The organism is Streptomyces katrae (assembly GCF_002028425.1).
Lineage (GTDB): Bacteria > Actinomycetota > Actinomycetes > Streptomycetales > Streptomycetaceae > Streptomyces > Streptomyces katrae_A.
The window spans coordinates 2,608,230-2,628,844 of the sequence record NZ_CP020042.1 but is presented as its reverse complement, the minus strand read 5'-3'; the positions used below and the strand labels follow the sequence as shown (position 1 = coordinate 2,628,844).

General features: G+C 67.0%; 17 protein-coding genes and 3 tRNA genes. 8 read left to right on the top strand and 12 right to left on the bottom strand.

Annotated features, from left to right (window positions below):
• Positions 1-51: 51 nt before the first annotated feature.
• The 4 genes from B4U46_RS11860 to B4U46_RS11845 form a co-directional block, all read right to left on the bottom strand.
• The gene (locus B4U46_RS11860) at positions 52-1,974 is read right to left on the bottom strand and encodes an ABC transporter ATP-binding protein (RefSeq protein ID WP_079426745.1); all 1,923 of its coding nucleotides are present in this window, start codon (positions 1,972-1,974) and stop codon (positions 52-54) included.
• Positions 1,971-3,704: an ABC transporter ATP-binding protein gene (locus B4U46_RS11855; RefSeq protein ID WP_079426743.1), complete on the bottom strand. Its 1,734-nt coding sequence runs from the start codon at positions 3,702-3,704 to the stop codon at positions 1,971-1,973. Before B4U46_RS11855 ends, B4U46_RS11860 begins: the two co-directional genes overlap by 4 nt.
• A gap of 185 nt (positions 3,705-3,889) precedes the next feature.
• On the bottom strand, positions 3,890-5,326 hold the full coding sequence (locus B4U46_RS11850) for a xylulokinase (protein ID WP_079426740.1): 1,437 nt from the start codon (positions 5,324-5,326) through the stop codon (positions 3,890-3,892).
• Between the two features lie 40 nt (positions 5,327-5,366).
• A complete protein-coding gene (locus B4U46_RS11845; protein ID WP_079426737.1) occupies positions 5,367-5,666 on the bottom strand; it encodes a hypothetical protein in 300 nt (99 codons plus the stop codon).
• Positions 5,667-5,812: 146 nt separating this feature from the next.
• Between B4U46_RS11845 and B4U46_RS11840 the strand changes: the two genes are divergently transcribed.
• The 4 genes from B4U46_RS11840 (at position 5,813) to B4U46_RS37320 (ending at position 6,821) form a co-directional block, all read left to right on the top strand.
• Positions 5,813-5,885: transfer RNA gene (locus B4U46_RS11840), tRNA-Asn, on the top strand.
• A 5-nt stretch (positions 5,886-5,890) separates the two neighbouring features.
• Positions 5,891-5,963: transfer RNA gene (locus B4U46_RS11835), tRNA-Asn, on the top strand.
• Positions 5,964-6,148: 185 nt separating this feature from the next.
• Positions 6,149-6,222, top strand: a tRNA-Ile gene (locus B4U46_RS11830).
• 407 nt (positions 6,223-6,629) lie between these two features.
• On the top strand, positions 6,630-6,821 hold the full coding sequence (locus B4U46_RS37320; protein WP_123995655.1) for a hypothetical protein: 192 nt from the start codon (positions 6,630-6,632) through the stop codon (positions 6,819-6,821).
• A gap of 179 nt (positions 6,822-7,000) precedes the next feature.
• Here the strand turns inward: B4U46_RS37320 and B4U46_RS11825 are convergent, their stop codons facing one another.
• The 8 genes from B4U46_RS11825 to B4U46_RS11790 all read right to left on the bottom strand — a co-directional run bounded on the left by B4U46_RS11825 (position 7,001) and on the right by B4U46_RS11790 (position 12,132).
• Positions 7,001-7,744: a class I SAM-dependent methyltransferase gene (locus B4U46_RS11825; RefSeq protein WP_079431712.1), complete on the bottom strand. Its 744-nt coding sequence runs from the start codon at positions 7,742-7,744 to the stop codon at positions 7,001-7,003.
• A 20-nt stretch (positions 7,745-7,764) separates the two neighbouring features.
• A complete protein-coding gene (locus tag B4U46_RS11820) occupies positions 7,765-9,156 on the bottom strand; it encodes a hypothetical protein (RefSeq protein WP_079426734.1) in 1,392 nt (463 codons plus the stop codon).
• A complete protein-coding gene (locus B4U46_RS11815; RefSeq protein WP_079426732.1) occupies positions 9,156-9,926 on the bottom strand; it encodes a hypothetical protein in 771 nt (256 codons plus the stop codon). The genes B4U46_RS11820 and B4U46_RS11815 overlap by 1 nt, the downstream gene beginning before the upstream one ends.
• Before the next feature lie 38 nt (positions 9,927-9,964).
• Positions 9,965-10,555: a hypothetical protein gene (locus tag B4U46_RS11810; RefSeq protein ID WP_079426730.1), complete on the bottom strand. Its 591-nt coding sequence runs from the start codon at positions 10,553-10,555 to the stop codon at positions 9,965-9,967.
• 148 nt (positions 10,556-10,703) lie between these two features.
• Positions 10,704-11,003 (bottom strand): hypothetical protein, encoded by a 300-nt coding sequence (locus B4U46_RS11805; RefSeq protein WP_079426727.1) that lies wholly within the window; start codon positions 11,001-11,003, stop codon positions 10,704-10,706.
• 74 nt (positions 11,004-11,077) lie between these two features.
• Positions 11,078-11,587 carry a nucleoside-diphosphate kinase gene (locus B4U46_RS11800; RefSeq protein WP_079426724.1) on the bottom strand — a complete coding sequence of 170 codons (510 nt, stop codon included), beginning with the start codon at positions 11,585-11,587 and terminating at the stop codon, positions 11,078-11,080.
• Positions 11,588-11,704: 117 nt separating this feature from the next.
• On the bottom strand, positions 11,705-11,911 hold the full coding sequence (locus tag B4U46_RS11795) for a hypothetical protein (RefSeq protein WP_079426722.1): 207 nt from the start codon (positions 11,909-11,911) through the stop codon (positions 11,705-11,707).
• Complete coding sequence (locus B4U46_RS11790; RefSeq protein WP_079426720.1) at positions 11,908-12,132, bottom strand: hypothetical protein; 225 nt, start codon at positions 12,130-12,132, stop codon at positions 11,908-11,910. Before B4U46_RS11790 ends, B4U46_RS11795 begins: the two co-directional genes overlap by 4 nt.
• A gap of 268 nt (positions 12,133-12,400) precedes the next feature.
• Between B4U46_RS11790 and B4U46_RS11785 the strand changes: the two genes are divergently transcribed.
• The 4 genes from B4U46_RS11785 to B4U46_RS37315 all read left to right on the top strand — a co-directional run bounded on the left by B4U46_RS11785 (position 12,401) and on the right by B4U46_RS37315 (position 20,615).
• Positions 12,401-13,624, top strand: coding sequence for a helix-turn-helix domain-containing protein (locus B4U46_RS11785; RefSeq protein WP_079426718.1), 1,224 nt, complete (start codon positions 12,401-12,403; stop codon positions 13,622-13,624).
• A 10-nt stretch (positions 13,625-13,634) separates the two neighbouring features.
• Positions 13,635-14,117: an NUDIX domain-containing protein gene (locus B4U46_RS11780; protein ID WP_107438253.1), complete on the top strand. Its 483-nt coding sequence runs from the start codon at positions 13,635-13,637 to the stop codon at positions 14,115-14,117.
• 442 nt (positions 14,118-14,559) lie between these two features.
• Positions 14,560-17,739, top strand: coding sequence for a helicase-related protein (locus tag B4U46_RS11775; RefSeq protein ID WP_159402087.1), 3,180 nt, complete (start codon positions 14,560-14,562; stop codon positions 17,737-17,739).
• A 17-nt stretch (positions 17,740-17,756) separates the two neighbouring features.
• Positions 17,757-20,615, top strand: coding sequence for a DUF1156 domain-containing protein (locus tag B4U46_RS37315; RefSeq protein WP_123995654.1), 2,859 nt, complete (start codon positions 17,757-17,759; stop codon positions 20,613-20,615).

The following is a 20,615-nucleotide window of genomic DNA, read 5'->3' as shown; positions in this document are numbered from 1 at the left end:
CGGGAAGGGGGCGCCCCGAAGGACGCCCCCACCCGCTCGCGCGCACCCGGGTCAGTCGACCTCGGCGACCGCCTGCGCGAACTGCGCCGCGTACAGCCGCGCGTACGCGCCCTCCGCGGCCAGCAGCTCCTCGTGCGAGCCCTGCTCCACGATCGAGCCGTTCTCCATGACCAGGATCACGTCGGCATCCCGGATCGTGGAGAGCCGGTGCGCGATCACGAACGACGTACGGCCGTGCGCCAGGCGCGCCATCGCCTTCTGGATCAGCACCTCGGTACGGGTGTCCACCGAGCTCGTCGCCTCGTCGAGGACCAGGATCACCGGGTCCGACAGGAACGCCCGGGCGATGGTGATCAGCTGCTTCTCGCCCGCGCTGACGCCCGCGCCCTCGTCGTCGAGCACCGTGTCGTAGCCGTCGGGCAGCGTACGGACGAACCGGTCCGCGTGGGCCGCCCGCGCGGCCTCCTCGATCTCGGCACGCGTGACCTCCCGCGAGGCACCGTAGGCGATGTTCTCCGCGATGGTCCCGCCGAACAGCCAGGTGTCCTGGAGGACCATGCCGATCCCGGAACGCAGCTGCTCGCGGGTCATCTTGGCGATGTCCACCCCGTCGAGGGCGATCTCGCCACCGGTGACCTCGTAGAACCGCATCAACAGGTTGACCAGCGTGGTCTTGCCCGCGCCCGTCGGGCCGACGATCGCGACCGTCTGACCCGGCTCCACCCGCAGCGACAGGTTCTCGATGAGCGGCTTGTCCGGCTCGTAGCGGAAGGCCACCTTGTCCAGGACGACCTGCCCGCGCAGCTCCTCCGGACGCTCCGGAACCTCCACGTCCGGCTCCTGCTCGGGCGCGTCCATCAGCTCGTACACCCGCTCCGCCGAGGCGACGCCGGACTGCACCAGGTTCGCCATCGACGCCACCTGCGTCAGCGGCATCGAGAACTGGCGCGAGTACTGGATGAACGCCTGCACGTCACCGATCGACAGGGTGCCCGAGGCCACCCGCAGCCCGCCGACGACGGCCACCAGCACGTAGTTGATGTTCGAGACGAAGAACATCACCGGCTGCATGATGCCGCTGACCAGCTGCGCCTTGAACGAGGCCCGGTACAGCTCCTCGTTGTGCTCGGCGAAGACCTCCGCCGACTCCTTCTGCCGACCGAAGACCTTCACCAGCGCGTGGCCGGAGTACATCTCCTCGATGTGGGCGTTCAGCGTGCCGGTGCTCTTCCACTGCGCCACGAACTGCGGCTGCGACTTCTTGCCGATCTTAGCCGCGACCACCATGGCCAGCGGCACGGTCGCCAGCGCGACCAGCGCCAGCAGCGGCGAGATCCAGAACATCATCGCCAGCACGCCGACGATCGTCAGCAGCGAGTTCATCAGCTGACCCAGCGTCTGCTGGAGCGTCTGCCCGATGTTGTCGATGTCGTTCGTCGCCCGGCTGAGCACCTCGCCGCGCTTCTGCTGGTCGAAGTACGACAGCGGCAGCCGCGACAGCTTGGCCTGGAGCTCCTCGCGCATCCGGTACACGGTGCCGTTCTGCACCCGGTTCGACAGCCGCGTCGCGACCAGCATCAGCAGGGACGCCAGCACGAAGACCGCCAGCGCCCACAGCGCCACGACCCCGACGGCACCGAAGTCGATGCCCTTGCCCGGCGTGAAGTCGGTGCTGGCCAGCATGTCCGCCACGCCGCCGTGCCCCTGGGACCGCAGCCCCTCCAGCGCCTGCTCCTTGGTCAGGCCCTCCGGCATCTCCCGGCCGACGATGCCCGCGAACACCAGGTCCGTGGCCTCGCCGAGGATCTTCGGACCGACCACGGAACAGCCGACGCTGCCGACCACGGCCGCGACCATGCCCCACAGCTTCGCCTTCTCCTGCGCCAGCTGTGCCAGCAGGCGTTTGCCCGACCCCTTGAAGTCCAGGGACCTCTGGGGCGAGCCCATCATCATCCGTCCTCCGGGCCCGCTCATGCGGCCTCCGCCTCCGTCAGCTGGGAGAGCACGATCTCCCGGTAGGTCTCGTTGCCGGCCATCAGCTCGTGGTGGCGGCCCTCGCCGACCACCTGGCCCTCGTCGAGGACGATGATCCGGTCGGCGTCGCGGATCGTGGAGACCCGCTGGGCGACGATGACCACCGTCGCCTCCTCCGTCTCCCGCGCCAGCGCCGCGCGCAGCGCCGCGTCCGTCGCGTAGTCCAGGGCCGAGAAGGAGTCGTCGAACAGGTAGATCTCCGGGCGCTGCACGAGCGTGCGGGCGATCGCCAGACGCTGGCGCTGGCCGCCGGAGACGTTCGTGCCGCCCTGGGTGATGGGCGCCTCCAGGCCTCCCTCCAGCGCGGAGACGAACTCCTTGGCCTGGGCCACCTCCAGGGCCTGCCACAGCTCCTCGTCCGTCGCGTCCGGGCGCCCGTAGCGCAGGTTGGAGGCGACGGTCCCGGAGAACAGGTACGGCTTCTGCGGGACCATGCCGACCGTCCGGGCCAGCAGCTGCGGGTCCAGTCGGCGCACGTCCTCGCCGTCGACGAGCACCGTGCCGCCGGTCGCGTCGAACAGCCGCGGCACCAGCCCCAGCAGCGTGGACTTGCCGCTGCCGGTGGAGCCGATCACCGCCGTGGTCTCGCCGGGGCGGGCCACCAGGTCCACCCCGCGCAGCACCGGCGCCTCGGCGCCCGGATAGTGGAAGTCCGCGCCGCGCAGCTCCAGCTGCCCGCGCAGGGACACCGTGCGCACCGGGTCCGAGGGAGGGACCACGCTGGACTCGGTGTCCAGGACCTCCTGGATGCGCTCGGCACAGACCTCGGCGCGGGGCACCATCATGAACATGAAGGTGGCCATCATCACGGCCATCACGATCTGCATCAGGTAGGCCAGGAAGGCCGTTACCTGGCCGATTTCCATCCCCTGGCTGTCCACGCGCATCGCGCCGAACCAGATGACCGCCACGCTGGAGACGTTCATGACCAGCATGACGACGGGGAACATCAGGGCGAGCAGCTTGCCCGAGGCCAGCGAGACGCCGGTCAGTTCGGAGTTCGCGCCGCGGAAGCGCTCCTCCTCGTAGCCGTCGCGGACGAAGGCGCGGATCACGCGGTTGCCGGTGATCTGCTCGCGCAGCACCCGGTTGACCACGTCGAGGCGGACCTGCATCCGGCGGAACAGCGGACGCGTCCTCCAGACGATCGCGCCGACCGAGATGCCCAGCACCGGGACCACGGCGAGCAGCACGCCCGACAGCTTCACGTCCAGGGAGAGCGCCATGGCGATGCCGCCGATGCACATGATCGGCGCCGAGGCCATCAGCGTGAAGGTCAGCAGCGCCAGCATCTGCACCTGCTGGACGTCGTTGGTCGTACGGGTGATCAGCGACGGGGCGCCGAACTGGCCCACCTCGCGGGCGGAGAAGCTCTGCACCCGGTCGAAGACGGCGGCGCGGATGTCGCGGCCGAGCGCGGCCGAGGTCCGTGCGCCGAAGTAGACGGCGCCGACGTTGCAGACGAGCTGGACGAGCGAGACACCGAGCATCAGCGCGCCGGAGCGCAGGATGTAACCGGTGTCGCCCTTGACGACACCGTTGTCGATGATGTCGGCGTTGAGCGTGGGCAGGTAGAGGCTCGCACTGGTCTGCAGGAGTTGCAGCAGTACCAGTGCGGCGATGGGTTTCCGGTGCGGACGCAGGTACGTTCGCAGAAGTCGTATGAGCACGCGTAGGCTCCGGTAGGCATGATCGAGGGGGTTCACTCCATCTTGTGTCAAGCGGAGGCTTGATCCCTACCTCTTTTCGCAAAGCCGGGACAAAAGGAGTAGGCCACTTCGTGCCAAGGTCCCGTTCCCGCCGGAAGCAGGGGGCGCTAGGGGTTGCGGACCGGGCGTGAGCCCTGTCACGCAGCTCAGAAGGCCCCCGGGTGCAGCTGCTCCCGCGTCGTCACGTACTGCTGGCGCACCGCCTGCCAGGCGGCGAACTCCTCGCCCGGCTCGAAGACCTGCGCGGCCGGGGCCGGCCACAGCGGAGGCGTGTGCGGGGCGAGCGTGCCCTGCTGCACCCCCAGCGCCCACGCCGCCTGCCGGGCCGCGCCCAGCGCCGCGTAGTCCGCCGGTGCGGGCACCACGACCTGCGTCCCGAACAGCCCCGGAGCGGCGGCCTGTACGGCGGGCAGCTCGGCGGCCGCGCCCAGCAGGAACACCCGCCGGATGCCGACCCCCCGGTGCCGCAGCACGTCCAGGGCGTCCACCAGCCCGCACAGCATCCCCTCGAACGCGGCCCGGGCCAGGTGCTCCGGCTTCATCGAGTCCCGGCGCAGCCCCGACAGGGTCCCGGCGGAGTGCGGCAGGTGCGGCGTGCGCTCTCCCTCCAGGTACGGCAGGAGTACGAGCCCGTGTGCACCCGGCGTCGACTTCAGCGCGAGTGCGCTCAGCCCCTCCAGGTCGGTGCCCAGCATGTCGGCGGTGCCGCGCAGGGGCCGTACGGCGTTGGAGGTGTTCACCACCGGCAGGTGCATGCCGGCCGCGTCGGCCAGGGAGGTGATCAGGCCGCCCGGCTCCACCAGGGCCTCGTGGTGCACGGCCATCACCGAACCGGAGGCGCCCAGCGAGACCACCGCGTCCCCGGGACCCAGGCCCAGCCCGAGCACGGCGGCCGTGGTCTCCCCGGTCCCGGCGGAGATCAGCAGCCCTTCCGGGGTCATCCCGGCGGCGTCGCTCGGACCGAGCACCTCGGGCAGCAGCGCCTGGTGCCCGAGCGCCAGCTCGACCAGGTCGGGGCGGTAGGAGCCGGTGGCCGCCGACCAGTACCCCGTCCCGGAGGCGCCCGCCCGGTCGGTGGTGCGCCGGGCGGGCCGGCCCAGCAGCTGCCAGACCAGCCAGTCGTGCGGGGAGAGCAGCACCGCCACCCGGCGCGCGGCCTCCGGGTCGGTACGGGCCAGCCAGGCGAGCTTCACGATCGGCTGCGCGGGGTGCGGGACCGAGCCCACGGCCGCCGTCCAGGCGGCCTTGCCGCCGAGCGCCTCGACCAGTTCGGCCGCGGCGACCTGCCCGCGCCGGTCGTTGCCGACCAGGGCGGGCCGGACCAGCCCGCCCTGTGCGTCCAGTGCCAGCAGGCCGCGCCGCGCGGAGACCCCGATGGCCTGGACGCCCTCCAGCAGCCCGCCGCCGGCCGCCTCGCCCAGGGAGAGCAGCCAGGCCTGCGGGTCGGTCTCGTGGGGGACCGTCTCGCCGACGGACTGCGGATGGGGTGCGTAGCCCTGGCGCAGTACGGCGCCCGTGTCCGTGTCACAGACGACGATGCGAGTGAAGGTGGAAGAGCTGTCCAGCCCGGCGACTATCCCCATGCGGAGAATTCTGCCCCACCGGACGGCCCTCCCAGGAGGGTCAGGTGTTGCTGGTCCCCCACTCGTCCTCGTACCCCTGCCCCCGCTCCCGCAGCCCCGGCACCCGCCGCGCCACGGAGGCCGGCAGCGCGCCGCCGACCTTGTCGCCGACGGCGGCGAAGGCCTTCCCGGCGAACGCCCGCCCGCTCTGCCCCGCCGTCTCGGCGGCGTTGCGCACCACCGGGTTCTGCGCGATCCGCCGCGCGGACTTCTTCATCCCCTCGTACCGCTCGCGCCCCGCGGCCGTTCCCACCACGTAGCCGACGGCCACCCCGGCGAGGAACGTGACCTTGTACCGCATGCCTGCCACCCTTCGTCGTGTCGGTGCCCGGCCGGCTGGCGATACCGATTGGCGGAGCACCCCCCTGCTTGCGCTAATCTATGACTCGCAACGGGCGCTCGCCCCCCGGCAAGGCCGGAGGTGGGCTGTTCGTGGCACCGCAGCAATCCCCTGTAGCTCAATTGGCAGAGCAGCCGGCTGTTAACCGGCAGGTTACTGGTTCGAGTCCAGTCGGGGGAGCGCGGTCCCCTGTAGCTCAATTGGCAGAGCAGCCGGCTGTTAACCGGCAGGTTACTGGTTCGAGTCCAGTCGGGGGAGCAGGAAGGGATGGAGGACCCGGTCGGGTCCTCTTTCTTTTTGCCCCGGACCTGGAACCGGGCAGCTTCCAGCGCGGTCTCTCTGAACATGCGAAGCCGATCATGCGAGGCAACCGGAGCAGGAGATCGTATGAGCGGCTATGCTGCGGCAGACGGCGCGCACACATGTACGCGCCACGCCGTGAAGGGGCGGTAGCTCAGCCGGTTAGAGCAGCGGACTCATAATCCGTCGGCCGTGGGTTCGAGTCCCACCCGCCCCACTGCACACCAGGTGTGCAGAAACGATCTGACCAGCATCTTTGCTGGCGGCGCGAGTCACTTCGGTGATCCTGGCGGCCCTCCGGGGCCGTCTTTCGCGTTCCAAAGCCGCTGCGGGGCCACAGCGGGGCCGCGCGCGTGTCTGTTTTGTCGCATGTTGTGTAAGCGTCGTCTTGGTGTGTGCCGGTTGTGTGGGTGATCACAGCCTGGAGCTCGCCGAAACACCCTGGCGTCCGCGCAGCCAACACGGGAAACGGCCCGTACTGGAAACGGCCCCGACGGGGCCGTCGGCAATGCCGTAGGTCCGCTCGCAGGTCCGGTGTGGGGCGGGGCGGCGCGATCGGGCAGCTTCGCGCCGTGGACCGCTTCTACGAGCAGCAAGGGCGACCGCACCGCGCAGTACCGATCGGTGGAACCGGCCGACATCCTCAGCGCCTGGCCTTCACGTCGCGCCGAGCTTCTCCAACGGCACATCGACCTCGTCCGGAAGGCAGATGCTGACGAAGCAGTCGCCTACATGGTCGAAATTCGAGCCAACCGCCAGGCCGTTGCCGCAGGCCTCACCCGGCCGGTCGAGCAGCGCCAGCTGACCGGCAACTGATTGCGGAACTCGCGGCGCGAGTGGCGGCTACGGGTCGTCCCTCCGCTCCGTACCGGCCGCTCCACGTACGCCACGAAGTCTGCGCCGCGTAGCGCCCACACTGGGGACCTTGAACGCTCCTCTTCTTCTCGGTTCCATCCCGAGGGTGACCAGGTGGCCTGGACTGGCCGCGGCGCAGGTCACCTAGTCGCGACCACGTAGACGCTGGCCCATTCGCGCTTCGGGTTGGCCATGGCGGCGTCGAACGGCCACGGCTCGACGGTCTTGAAGCCCGCCTCCGTGAACAGCTGGCAGAGCTTGTCGAGGTCGTAGGCCCAGAGGTGCGGGGTGTACGTGGGGTGGTCGTCCTGGTCGCGGAAGACGTAGTTGATCAGGTCGAGATAGGTATTGATGTCCTGGCGGCAGTTCCGCTTGGCGTACCAGCGGTCGATCATCTCCTCGGCCTGCTCGGGCCTGGCGGGGTACGGGCCGAGGACGAACGATGCGTCCGGGACGCCGGTGATGAGCCGCCCGCCGGAGGCGAGGACGCGGTGAGTCTCGCGGGCGTAGTGCTTGGCAGAGGTCGGGTAGTCGATGTGCTCGAGGAAGTGCTCGGAGAACAGCACCTCCACCGTGCTGTCCTGGAGCGGCAGCCCTTCGCGGACGTCCCACAGCAGGTCGGCCGGCGGTACGGCATCGATGTTGAAGAAGCCGTCGATACGGTGGGCGCCGCCGCCGACCTGGACGTTCTTCGGGGCCGTGTCGATCCGGCCGCTGGGAAAGGCCCTCTGGCTGACCCTGTGGTACCGGCTGAGCTCGATCTCCTTGGCCGCGGCCCGGAGCGTCCGGGCCAGGCCGTGTGTGGTCGCGGGGTCGGCGAGGAGCGTGGTGATCTGCTCGCCGAGGTGGTCGATGGAGGTGCCGTTCGTGCGGTGGGCGTTCATCGGAGCGGTGTCCTCTCGCATCAGGCGGTGCCAGCGGCCGAGGCGGTCCACTGGTTGTTGCGCATGAGCGTGTACTTGATGTCGACCAGGCGCGGGGCGATGGTCAGATTGAGCTCCTCGGCGGGCTGGAGGTGGCCGCTGTCGTCCTGCTCAGCTCGCCAGACCCGGTACGCCAGGTCGGGGTACGCGGGGTTGATACCGATCTCGCCCTTCGGGACGGTCCCGTTGAAGGGCGTGATGATGTCCATGTGGTTCCAGTAGTTCCACGCCTGCAGCGCCTTGTGCTGGTCGAAGTAGAAGTAGAAGTCCGGGTACCGGCCGAAGGTGCGCAGCTCGCGGTGGATGAGGTGGCCGAGGAGTGGCCCGAGCTGGGTGGAGAGGCTGTCGAACTCCCAGCGGGTGCGGTGCCAGGCTTCGGGTACCTGCCCGGGCGTGAAGAGGCGGACCGCGACGAGGTGGCTGATCCGCTCGGTCAGGTAGCTACGGGCGTGGCGCACGTCGATGCCCGGGTCGATGCGGGCGAGGAGCGTGGCCAGGTCAGCGGGCGACGGCCGGAACTTGGCCAGGTCGAACTTGCCCGCCATGTCCGGGAAGGACGCGAACAGCATCTCTTTGTAGAGCCAGTTGTCGAACTCGCCGCGCTCGGCCCGCTCGCGCGTACCAGGGGTGGCGGAGTGCAGCATCAGGTACTCGGCCAGAGCCTCGAAGTACACATAGCCGAGGATCGGCAGGCGGGGGATCGTCTCGTCCAGCAGCCGCAGAAACCTATCGGACTGGACGATCGCGCCCTGGTAGGCGACGGCAGCCGCCAGGGCGAGGAAGGCTGTGGAGTTCTTGATCCGGCTGACGATGGTCTCGCGCAGCTGGTGGCGTTCAGTCTTGGAGAGCAGGTACTCCAGGCGGCTGTAGATCTGGAGGTGGATCGAGCCGAGGCGGAGGTAGTCCACGCCGGCCAGCCCCCGGTACGCCTGCGACGGGAGAGTCACTTCGAAGATCAGCGGCGTGGGCGTCCGCCCCGAGGCGTTGGCCTTGGCGGCGAAGGCAGGGGCTTCCTTGGTCAGGATGTACTCGCCGAGGTTGTGCATGTGGAAGCCGCGCTCGGTTGCTGTGAGGGGCGCGCAGTAGACGCTGCCGACCAGGCAGCCACCGGAGGGGTAGAGCGTGCCGTGCTTGCTGATCTGCTCCAGGGCGTGCGTGACGTGGAGGAGGTGGAGTTTGCCGTCCCCGCTCAGCGCGCGGAAGAGGGCGTTGTCCCGAAGCAGCCGGCCGTTGGGGGTAAAGGCCAAGCGATCCTCCCACGCCGCGATCTGGCCCGCGAGCGGATCCTGGACGTCGGCGGGGCTCGGGATGAGCGTGGTGTCGAAGAACGCGTGGGCGTCGGCCCACTGCTCGTAGGCGTCGAGGAAGTCCATCAGCTGATCAGCTCCAGCTGAGCCAGCCCGGTGAACACGGCGTCCGCGCTGCTCGCCCCCGCCAGCCACGCCGACTCGGAGCGGATGACGAGCTCGAAGGCGGTGGCGCGTAAGTCGTCGAACGCCTCGCAGCGAACCTGGGCGGGGTCAGGCCACCAGGTGAGCTTGGGCAACCGGTAGCGGTCCAGAGCGTCGGCGGCCTTCAGCAGATCGCTGATCGTCTCGGCGCGTCTGTGGTCTGTGTGGTCGTCCGGGGAGAAGTGCTCATACGGCACGTCGTGGAGGCGGACGGCCGTGCCGGCAGCGGCGATGCGGCTTGGTGTAGGGGTGAGCCCGAAGTGGCTCCAGACGGTGTCGGCGTTGCCAGTGAGCCAGATGGCTGCCCGGGCGCCGTGGCCGCGGTCGTCCTTGTCGTGGAGGCGGCGGCAGTCATGGACCGCCGCGGCCAGGACGAGAGTGGCGGTGTCGTTGTCGCTGAGCCCCCTGGCCTCGGCCAGGAGAGCCGCCAGGGCGGCGGTCCGCATGGCGTGCCTGACGCCGTGGAGGGAGTCATGGCATTTGGCCTCGGCCAGCCAGTCGCCGGGGATGGCCGCGCGCGTCACGAGCCCCTGTGGATGCGGCCGGAGGGTGGGAGGAGGCGGGCCGTCGGGGAAGTCCGGCCGGTTGACGGTGATCCAGCGGACGGTGGCGGGATCGGTGTACTGGTGGTGCGGGAGCTGCTTGCGTGCAGCCAGCTCGACCAGCCTGCCAGCCGGCGAGGTCGTGCTCATCGGGCCCACCTCCTCGTGGTGGTCTACGAAGCGGATGGCTAGCGGGCGGGCGCGGCGACGGTGGCCGCGTCCCTGTCCTTGCGCTCCTGCTCCGCGGCCTCGAAGGCGGCCGTGAAGTCGGCGAGCTCCTGCTCGGTCATCAGGCGTACGCCGAGCTCGTCGGCGACGTTGCGGATGCGGGCGGCGGCCTCCTCCTGCGCCGTGGCACCGGCGGCCTCGTCCAGGAGCACCTCGAACTCGGCGTGGTGGCCCCAGGCCTCGCTCCACTTCACGGCGATTTCGACGCCGCGGAAGCGGAAGTTGTGTCGCTGGTTGAACGCTTGGTGCATGGTGCCTTCAAAGCCGAGGGCGTTGAAGATCCGTACCGCGGCCGGCACGTCCTCGCGGCCGATGGCGATCTCCGTTTCGGGGAACGCGGCGCCCTGGCCGATCTTGCTGGCCTTGAGCGTGACCTTCGCCGAGCCGGCGGCCACGTTGTCGGTGACCTTCAGCAGCTGGTCCGGGAGCACGTAGAAGAAGATATTCTTGTCGTCGCAGCCGAGGTCCTCGGCCTCCGCCGTGAGGCGGTCGATGAGCTGGTCGTAGGCGTCCTTGTCGAACCGGGCGCGCATCTCGATCTCGATGGCCACAGGGGCTCCCTTCCGGAATCGGGCATGGGTGATTCGCCCGAGCCAGGCCATGCATGGGGATGGCTCAGTTGGATGCGATGTGTGGTTGATCAGCGAACGGCGGGGTGCGGTCCGCGGCCGCGTGCCGCACCGCCGCCGTGGTTGTACGTCAGTCGAGGTCGCCGAAGCGGTCGCGTACGACGCCCTCGTGCAGGTAGTTCGGCAGCGGGACGCCGCCGACGGACACCCGCTTGGTTGCGACGTCGCCCTCCGTCTCGTCCGGGAAGCCGGCCAGCAGCGTCAGGCACTGCTTGGCCCACTCGCGGGACTTGGCCCAGTCGCCGATGTCACGGCTGCGGGTGGCGAGAGCGAAGGCGGTCTCCGCCGCGGCCCAGAGGTCGGTGGCCAGCTCCTGCTGGAAGACGTTCTCCAGCTCGGCTACGGAGGCGACGCGGGTCGGGTTGGTCATGATGCCTTCTCTCCTACGGTGGTGCCTGGTGGTGTTCAACGCGTCGACAGCCGATAGGTGACATCGGTCCGGGCTCAGTACGTGAAGATCTCCGCGAGGGTGCGGTAGTCGTGGAGCTCGTCCTTGTCGAACCAGAGGTCCACCTCCATGTCGGCCTCCTCCTTGTTGCCCGAGGCGTGGACGAGGTTCGCCACGGCCTTCCCGGAGGCGGCGCTGGCGCCGCGGCTGTAGTGGGAGAAGTCGCCGCGGATGGTGCCGGCGGGGGCCTCGTTCGGGTACGTGCTGCCGACGATCTTCCGGACCGTCGCGACGGCGTCGAAGCCCTCCAGCACGAGCGCGATGACCGGGCCCTGCTGCATGAAGGTCGCGGTGAGGTTGTAGACCTCCGGGCCGAGCCGCTCCTCCAGGTCGAAGTAGTGGCGCCGGGTGAACTCGGCGTCCATCTGCTTCATCTTGATGCCGACGATCTTCAGCGACGCGTCCTCGAAGCGGGCGATGATCTTCCCGCTGAATCCGCGGACCATCGCGTCGGGCTTGAGGAGCACGAGCGTGCGCTCCACGGTGTTTTCCTGATCCTGGGCCATCGATTCCCTTTCAGCTCTCAGGCAAGCCATATGACGGGCGCTCAGCGCCTCGTCCGCCAGAGGTTACCGGCGCCGAAACCCCCTTCTGTGCCAGTTACTTGACCGATAGAAGGGTTATCAGCCAAGTGGCCGAGACTCCCGCCCGATGAGCACCCAGTGCAGCTGCTCCAGGCGGAAAACGCACTTCTTGCACGCGTGGATCTCGGCCGTGACGTCGCCCACGACGATGGAGCCGATGACGGTCACCTCGACATCAAGCCGTTCGCAGCGGAAGCAGTTCCCGCTTGCCCACTCGAACCGCTGCCACAGTTGCTGAGGCTTCACGCGGCCGGATCGCCGTGGGCCGGCCGGAGGCCATCGATCGGCGCCGTCCACTTCTTCCCGCCGCCTTCCGGCCGCAGCCAGGCACTGGTAGGCGGCCTCTCGGAGTAGTAGGGCCACGGCTGCACCTCACCCCGGCGGCCGGTGCCCGTGTCGATCACGAGCGCGCGGACCGTGAGCCACTCCGGCAGTGAACTCCAGCCGGCCGCGGCTTCGACGGTCACGGGGCGCTGCGATACGGCCTGGACCGCTCCTTCAGGATCTTGCGGTGCGGGCGTCATGGCTGGGCCATCTCCGATCTCTCTGCCTGAAGAAGACGGGCGGAACGGACGAGCATCATTCGCCAATGCCAGTCGATGCAGAACGAGTTGTTCGCATCTCACAGCGGTGTTCACGGTCTGCTGCGACAGTAGCCAGGACGCCCGGTGACACGCCGGAAAAACTTTCCGGGGTTCACTTCGGCCACGAGGTGATGATCAGGACATGCGAGGTATGACAGAGAACCTGACCATCGGCGAGCGCGTCGCCTGGTACCGGCGCCGACGTGGCCTCTCCCAAGAGGTACTGGCTGGCCTTGTCGGCCGTACCACGGACTGGCTGAGCAAAGCGGAGAACAACCGAATCGAGCTCGATCGCCTCTCGGTGATCACCTCACTCGCCGGAGCCCTCGACGTCTCGCTCGGAGACCTGCTTGCCGAGCCGGCGCTCATGGAGTGGTCAGCCGACAGCGGCCACCGGACGGTTCCCGCGCTGCGCGAAACGCTGATGGACTACAAGCAGCTCGCCCCTTTACTCGGAGTCGCCAGCGGCGAGGAACCACCCGATCTGCAGGACCTCCGAGGCAACGTCAGCGACGTGCTCGACGCCTACCAGGCATCTCGGTACGGCTTCGCCACCCGACGTCTCCCCCTTGTCCTGGCTGATGCCCTCGCCGCGTCCCGCGCCTACACGGGGCGCGAGGCGGAGGAAGCCCACGCCTTGCTCGCTCTCGCCTACCACGGGGCGGCCATGGTGCTGGGCAAGGTCGGAGAGTCCGAGCTGGCGTGGATCGCCGCCGACCGCGGTCTGGCAGCAGCGCAGCGCAGCGGCCGCAGTGAAATCACGGGATCGCTCTTCCGAGCGGTCACGCACTGCCTCCTGGCCACCGGACGCTTCAAAGCCGCAGTCCAGCTGGTGAACGACGCGGCAGCCGTCATGCAGCCCGAGCTCGGCAACGCCAACGATGAGTACCTCTCGGTGTACGGCACGCTGTTCCTCACAGGCGCGATGGCCGCCGCACGGGCAGAAGACCGGGCGACCACGCAGACCTTCCTCCGCGAGGCGAACGAGACCGCGCAACGGCTCGGCGCCGACGCCAATCACATGTGGACGGCCTTCGGCCCGACCAACGTGGCGATCCACTGCGTGGCCACCGCCGGCGAACTCGGCGACATCCAGATCGCCGCGGACCTGGGCTCACGAATCGACACGACCGCCCTGCCCGTGGAGCGGCGCGTACGGCACAGCCTCGAAGTCGCAAGGGCGCTCAGCTCCTGGAACCGCACCGACGAAGCCGTGGCCGTCCTACTCGAAGCGGAACAGGCCGCCCCCGAGCAGGTACGCCACCACTACCTGAGCCGAGAACTGGTCATCGGCTGGATACGCGGCACCAGAGGCCGGCCTGCCCATCCCGTCGCAGACCTGGCCCGCAGGCTGGGCATCGTCGTGGGCAGCTAGAGTCCGATCCGTGAGCGAGAACGAGCACGAAGCGAAGATGGCCCGCCCCCGCATGGCAGCCGGCGCTCTCTTCTTCGACGAAGCCGATCGAGTCCTCCTCGTCGAGCCGTCCTACAAGGACTACCGAGATATCCCAGGGGGCTACGTCGAGGAGGGGGAGTCGCCCCGGCAAGCCTGCGTGCGCGAGGTCCAGGAGGAACTCGGCATCGCACCGCACATCGGCCGCCTACTGGTCGTCGACTGGGCACCGAACCCCGGAGAGGGAGACAAGGTCCTCTACCTCTTCGAAGGCGGCTTCCTGAGCACAGATGACCGCCGACAGATCGCACTGCAAGCCGACGAGCTCCGCGGCTACGACTTCCACAACGCCGACCAGGTAGCGGAGCTCACCATCCCTCGCCTGGCGCGCCGAATTGCCGCCGCCATCCACGCACGAGCATCCGACCTGACTGCCTATCTGGAGCAGGGGGAGCTGCCGGCGACGGGGACCTGACAATCGGCAGAGGCTGACGCCGTAGGCGGCCGATGGCAGCCCCACCTTCACCTCGGAGCCGCTGGCTCAGCGCGCATTCTGAGCAAGCATCCAGACCACGGTGCTGCAGCTGGCTTGCCTTGGCAAGCGAGGATGCCGGGCGGGTGCCACCGGATTCCGGTTCACCGCCCCGACGGCGCCTCCACAGAGGGAGTGTCATCGGAGCAACCGTTGCACCGCACATCGGAGTGATCTTTATTTGTGAAGTATGGGGACGAGTCACCACATCCTTGAGAGCAAGCCTGACCGGAACAGGTACATAGCCGGGCACTCGCCGTTAGGCTCTCACTGGTCAGGGCGCTCGTCGTGGGGGATAGGCCGCTGAACGTGGTGGCCTGACACTCGGACGGGGCTTGGGGGGACCATGGCAGTCGCATTACCTGAGAAGGGCCGACAGGTACGCGTGGACGGCGCACTGGTTACCGTGCGCGATGCCGAACACGCCGGTGACGGCACTATTGAGCTGTTCGTGGTTGATGCCGCTGGGGCCCCTCAGCGCATCCTGTTGACCACTGCCCAACTCGTAGCTGGTCTCGTTCCCGTCAACGATCGGGGTGGCGACCCGGACAGGGCGCTGACTGGCTTATGGGGCCGCTGGATGCAGCACGCTGTTCCGCGCATCCGCTCCGCGGTGCTGGCGACTCGCCCCTTGAAGCCCTTCGCCCATCAGGATGAAGCTGTGCATGGACACATGCTCACCCAGCCGCGCCTCCGGTTTCTGCTCGGAGACGAGCCTGGGACCGGCAAGACCATCATGGCCGGTATGTACCTAACCGAGGGGCGCCGCGTCGGCCTTGTCCAGGGTCGAGCGGTGATCATCGTTCCTGCGCACCTTGTCACGAAGTGGGAGCGAGACCTCCAGCGTCTCTTCGGGGTGACGGCCAAGCGCATCACGGCAGCGATAGCCGCAGACCCGGCCGATCTGGACCCTCGCTACGACACATGGCTCGTCTCGCTGGACCTCTTCACCCACAATGGTGAGGTTCGCCGGAAGGTGGCAGGATCACACAGTTCCTGGTCGCTCGCCATCTTCGATGAGGCCCACCGCCTCACGCCGACGAGCCAGTTTCTTGCCGCGGCACGCCAAGTAGGCGACTGCTCCCACCACTTGCTCCTAATGACGGCCACGCCACATCGCGGCAAAGAGCACTACTTCCGCGGTTTGATGAACTTGCTTGATCCCACGCTGTATCCGTGGGATCCACGCAAGACCGACTATGAGACTGCGCTCGTTCCCTCGAAGCTGTCGTTCTTGCGTCGCATGAAGGAAGACCTCGTCGGACATGACGGGTCGAAGCTGTTCAAGCAGCGATTCTCCGAAACAATTTCGGTGGATCTCAACCCATATGAGTCAGCCGTGTACGACGCGGTGATGGACTATGTGGAGACGTTCTACGTGGACTCGGCCACGTTGGCACGCTCGATCTACGGTAAGCGGGCTGCATCGTCGCTGTCCGCGGTTGCCGCGACATTGCGTCGTCGCCAGGCCTCCCTCATGGGTGCTGCTCATGAGCGGACCCAGCCGGTTCCTCCGGAGGGACTCATCACGGTGCACGGCCTCGGTGCTGCTGCGGACGACGACGAGGCCTGGGCGCGGGCAGAGACGGCCCTCGTTGCCGCCCGAACTAAAGACAAGCCCCGAGAGCTGTCCGAAGTGGCAACGCTCCTCGAAACGGTGACTCGGGCAGAGGCCGCCCAAGCGCCAGCGAAGTGGTCTCATCTGATGCAGTTAATGGAGCGCCATGGCCTTCGCCAAGGCGAGGGCCAGCTCCTGGTCTTCAGCGAGTTCTCTGACACTGCGCGATGGCTCCAGGCGCGCTTCGAGGAGGCGGGGTTCAGCTCGCGCGTCCTCGAGGGGTCCGTCGACCACACAACTCGCGATGCGCTGCAGGAGGACTTTCTGGCAGGTGAGTTCCAAGTCCTGGTATCCACCGATGCTGGCGGCGAGGGGATCGACCTCCAGTCCGCTTACGTGATGGTTGACTGGGACCTGCCTTGGTCCATGGTCCGCCTTGAGCAGCGCATGGGCCGACTGCACCGAATCGGACAAGAGAATCCTGTTTACGTCTATCACCTGGTCGCTCCGCACACGAGGGAGGGGCGCGTCCAGCAGGTGATGCTGACCAACCTCGAGAACGCAGGAAAATCTCTTGAAGGCAAGGTCTACGACTTACTGGATGCCACGGCCGATCGCGCTGGCTTCGACTGGGGCAAAGCAATGCTGGATGCTCAAGCGGGCCGAGAAGTCGTCGTTCCTGACACGCAGACACTGATCGCTTCGGCCCAGGCGCTCGTCGCCGAGGAGCGGAGTTTGGCCACCCCAGCCAACGTCTCCGAAGCCTTGGAGAGGTTTGCAGCAGACCGGCTTGAGGCCATCAACCCGATCATTGTCGAAGCGATGGTCGAGCAGATTGCCCGCACCGAACGTTGGCGAGTAGGGCCCGGTCCCGCCAAGGGCATTCGGGAAGTTGCTGCGGCCCTCGCACCATTACCCACGGCTTTGGGTGGCATGTGGCACGCCTATGTGGCTGCGGCCGGTGACTCCGTACGGCAGGCGATTAACGACGGCGCCACTGGCCTCGACGACGTGATCGTGCTCGGTCCTACTGAGGAGCCCTTTCAGGAGCTCGTGGCACACGCGCTGGCCCTCGGCGAAGCGGACCTGGTCCGCGGATCGACGCTGGTCGACAGTGGTTCGCTGACTTCGTACGTGCTGACCCTGTTTGATGCGGACATCCAGGTACACGACGGCCGTACCAGGATCATTCGCAAGGCTCCGTTGCTCATCCGGTGTTCCCTCGGGCAGGCGATACCCGTGGCGTGGGACTCTCTCATGAAGTTGCGCGCACCAGCCTCCGAGGACCCGGCAGCGGGAGGTACTGAGTCGCTACCGCCTGCGGTTCGCCACGATGCGCATGAAGCAGCCCGTGAAACCCTGCGGAGCCAGGTTGCAGTCCTCGTAGACGAGCGTCGGGCCTGGATAGCTGCCGCCCGTTCTCAGCTGGATGCCACCCAGTACCGGTTCGAAGAGTCGATCGCAGACCGCCCGCTCGACGAGCGGCGTTCTCTGCTCGAGCAGTTCGCCGTGGCGAAGTCGTCGCGGGCGGCTGTCCTCGAGGACATTGCCGGCGTTACGGCTAGCTCTGTACGACTTGTCGGCTGGGTGAGTGTGACGGGCGGAGCGCGGGTCGAGACGTTGGGATACGACCCGGACGCAGAACAAGTGGCAATCACCACTGTCGTCACTGAGCTTGAACGTCTGGGTTACGACGTCGATGACCGGCAGAGCTCTGGCTTGGGATATGACCTTTACGCCCGCCACCGGGTGACCCGAGAGCAACGGCTCATCGAGGTGAAGGGGCAGAGCGGCCCTCTAAGGGCTGTCTGGCTGGAACAGAATGAGTGGGCGCAGGCCCAGCAGCGTACAGATGCGTACTGGCTCTACGTAGTCATCAACTGCGCGGCTACTCCATTCGTCATCCTACGGCAGCAGGATCCTGCTGCCGCTCTCAGCGGACATCGGCGCGTCGAACGCTTCCAGATTCCGCTCTCTGAGCTCAACAGACTGATTGGAGACCAGTAGTGACAGCCGGATCTGTCGTGAACTCAGCGACGGGCATCGACCGTTCTGCATCGTCGGTGCAGGGGAATTCGGCCCCCGATACGACGGCACGCATGATTGACACCTGGTTTCCCTGTGCCGAAGTTGACTTGGCCGTCACTACTCCAGCAGGTTCTGGGCGAAGCGAGAAAGCCCTGTTTACCTGGTTCGCATCGAGGCCCATTGCTCAAGCACGAGCAGCAGTGCTCTGCGCTTTGCTAGCTGATACACCTCAGAACCGGACCGACGTCAAACTCGCAGTGAAGTCCGGCGATGCTGGCGCGTTGGCTAGGCTCCGGGAGCAAGTGGCGGCCCAGTATCCGAGCAAACCGCCTGTTGTCCTCGACATGTTCTCGGGGCGCGGAATTATTCCGCTTGAGGCTGCAAGGGCTGGGGCAACCGCTGTCGGTACGGACCTCTCGCCGGTGGCTACCTTGGCGGGCAAGCTGCTGGGCGATTACCCATTGCGTGATTGGAGCAACGAGCCGCGGATCTCATATGCGGGGGTCGGTGATGAGAAGCGCCATGATCCGAATGGTCCGGCCGAGGCTCCTGGCGACTGGGCTTCGGAGACTCTGTCGCTCGACGGGATCGCAGTGGAAGAGCCGCGGCTGCTGACCGATGTGCGATCTGTACTGGCTGAAGTCGGCCGACGGGTTGCAACCGAGGTGGCCGCCTTGTACCCGGGGAATCAGGCGCGCGGAGGAGCGTTGCCGTGGGCGTATCTCTGGGCCGTCACGATTCCATGCGACGGCTGCAGGCGGCGCTTCCCGCTGCTCGCCTCCATGGCGCTGCGCCATCCCTATGGGCGTACTGGGGACCAAGGGCAGGCGATGCGCCTTCTTGCCGACGGTGACGTTTGGAAGATTGAGATTCACAAGGGAGTGCCGTCGCAGAAAGGAACATTCACAGCCCCAGACGGAAAGCGGGGCAAGTCGGCGCATTGCCCATTCTCGACATGCGGTCACGTGCACACACTCGACGTTGTCAAGGCTAAGGGGTTCGCTGGTCAGTATCGGGATGCAATGCTGGCTGTAGGTGAGACTGATCCTGACAGCAATCAGAAGATTTTTCGAGTACCACGGGACGAGGAAATCGCGGCTGCGGATTCCGCCGATCCTGCGAGTCTTTCGCCAGTCAACGGACATCGTGCTGTACCCGATGAAAGTATTCCGGAAGGTAACAAGGATAACGTACGTGGAAGTGGCTACGGCTACTCGACATACGGATCGTTGATGAACGACCGGCAAGCCGTGCTGTTTGCCACTACGGCGCGCGTCATATCTGACGTCCATCGTGATCTGGCTTCCATCGTGTCGAGTGACTACGCTGCCGCACTTGCGAGTTACGCCGCCAGCAACATTATGCGTCAGATTCGACGAAGCACTCGAGGTGCCGGTCTTTTGTCTCACGGAAATAGGAGCGGTGCGGCTCAGAATCGTTGTCAGGCGGCTGACATGTTTTCGTCGCAGTCTGTCGTGAAGCACCAGTTCGACTACCTCGAAGCTGGTCCTGGGGAGGGGCCCGGCACGTGGTCCTCCGTTTCTGCCAGTCTTGTGAATGCGCTGAAGAAGATCTTGGGTGAGACGCATGCCTCGGGTCGTCCAGGACGATTTCGTCGGGCGTCGGCGGTTGCCTTGCCATTCAGGGATGCCACCGTGGATGCCCTGGTATGCGACCCTCCGTATTACGACATGATCGCCTACGCGGATTCGTCAGATCTCTTCTATGTGTGGTTCAAGCGCGCCTTGAGAAATGCGATGCCGGAACTCTTCGACGGCAGCGCAGAGGGCTCTGATGGGCTGCAGGACAAGGCCGAAGAAATCATCGTGAAGGGGCGGGGAGCCAAGGGGGCCGGTGACCACAGGTCGAGCGAAGAGCGTTATGAGGCCATGCTGGCCAGGTCGTTCACTGAGGCGCGACGCGTCCTCAAGCCTGACGGGCATCTCACGGTGATCTTCGGCCACTCGGACCCGGAGGCGTGGAAGAGATTGCTCTCCGCATTGACAGATGCTGGGTTCGTCGTAACGTCTTCTTGGCCTTCGAGGACTGAAACCGCGGTCACGGGTGTGGCCACAATCTCCGTCACTGTGTCGATCGGTGCACGTGTCGCACCCAGGCGCCGACCGATCGGAATCGCCGCTCAGGTGGACGCGGACGTCGTTGCTGACGTCAAGGCCCGTTGTCGTGGTTGGGACACTGACGGCCTTGCGCTGGAAGACCAGCTCATGGCGTCGTACGGTGCGGCACTCGCGATCGTGGGTCGCTATGAGCGTGTCATCACCCCGAGCGGCGAGCAGGTTCCGCTTGAGCACTACATGACTCTGGCGCGTCGTGCAGTTCGAGATGCAGTCGCTCTACGACTGGATGAGCTGCCCTTGGAGACGTTCGATCCGCACACGCGCCTGGCGGTCTTCTGGCACGAGCTCTACGGTCGCGCGGATGTACCGAAGGGGGAGGCTCGGTTCTTCGCTCAGTCGGATGATCTCCGCCTTGAGGATTTGCGTGGTCCGATCCTCCTGGAGACCAAGGCGGGATACAGGCTGCGCCATGACGCCCCCGAGAAGGTTGCACCCTCATCGAGCGTGTACGAGGTGATCCGTGCGATGGCGGCCCAGTGGTCGTCAGGAACTGAGGCAGTTGCAGCGGTCATCGCTGACGCAGAGCTGTCGCCCACCGACGCTCATCTGTGGGCGGTCGTGGACTGGGTCGCCGCCAAACTTCCAGGTTCGGACCCCGTTGCGGTTGCCCTTGCCGCTATCAAACGCAATCGCGGCACTGTGCAGGCGTCTGCCGCTGTCACGCCCACCGCAGCAGCCGCTGTGCCGCACCCTCGCAACCAGACCAGCCTCTTTTAG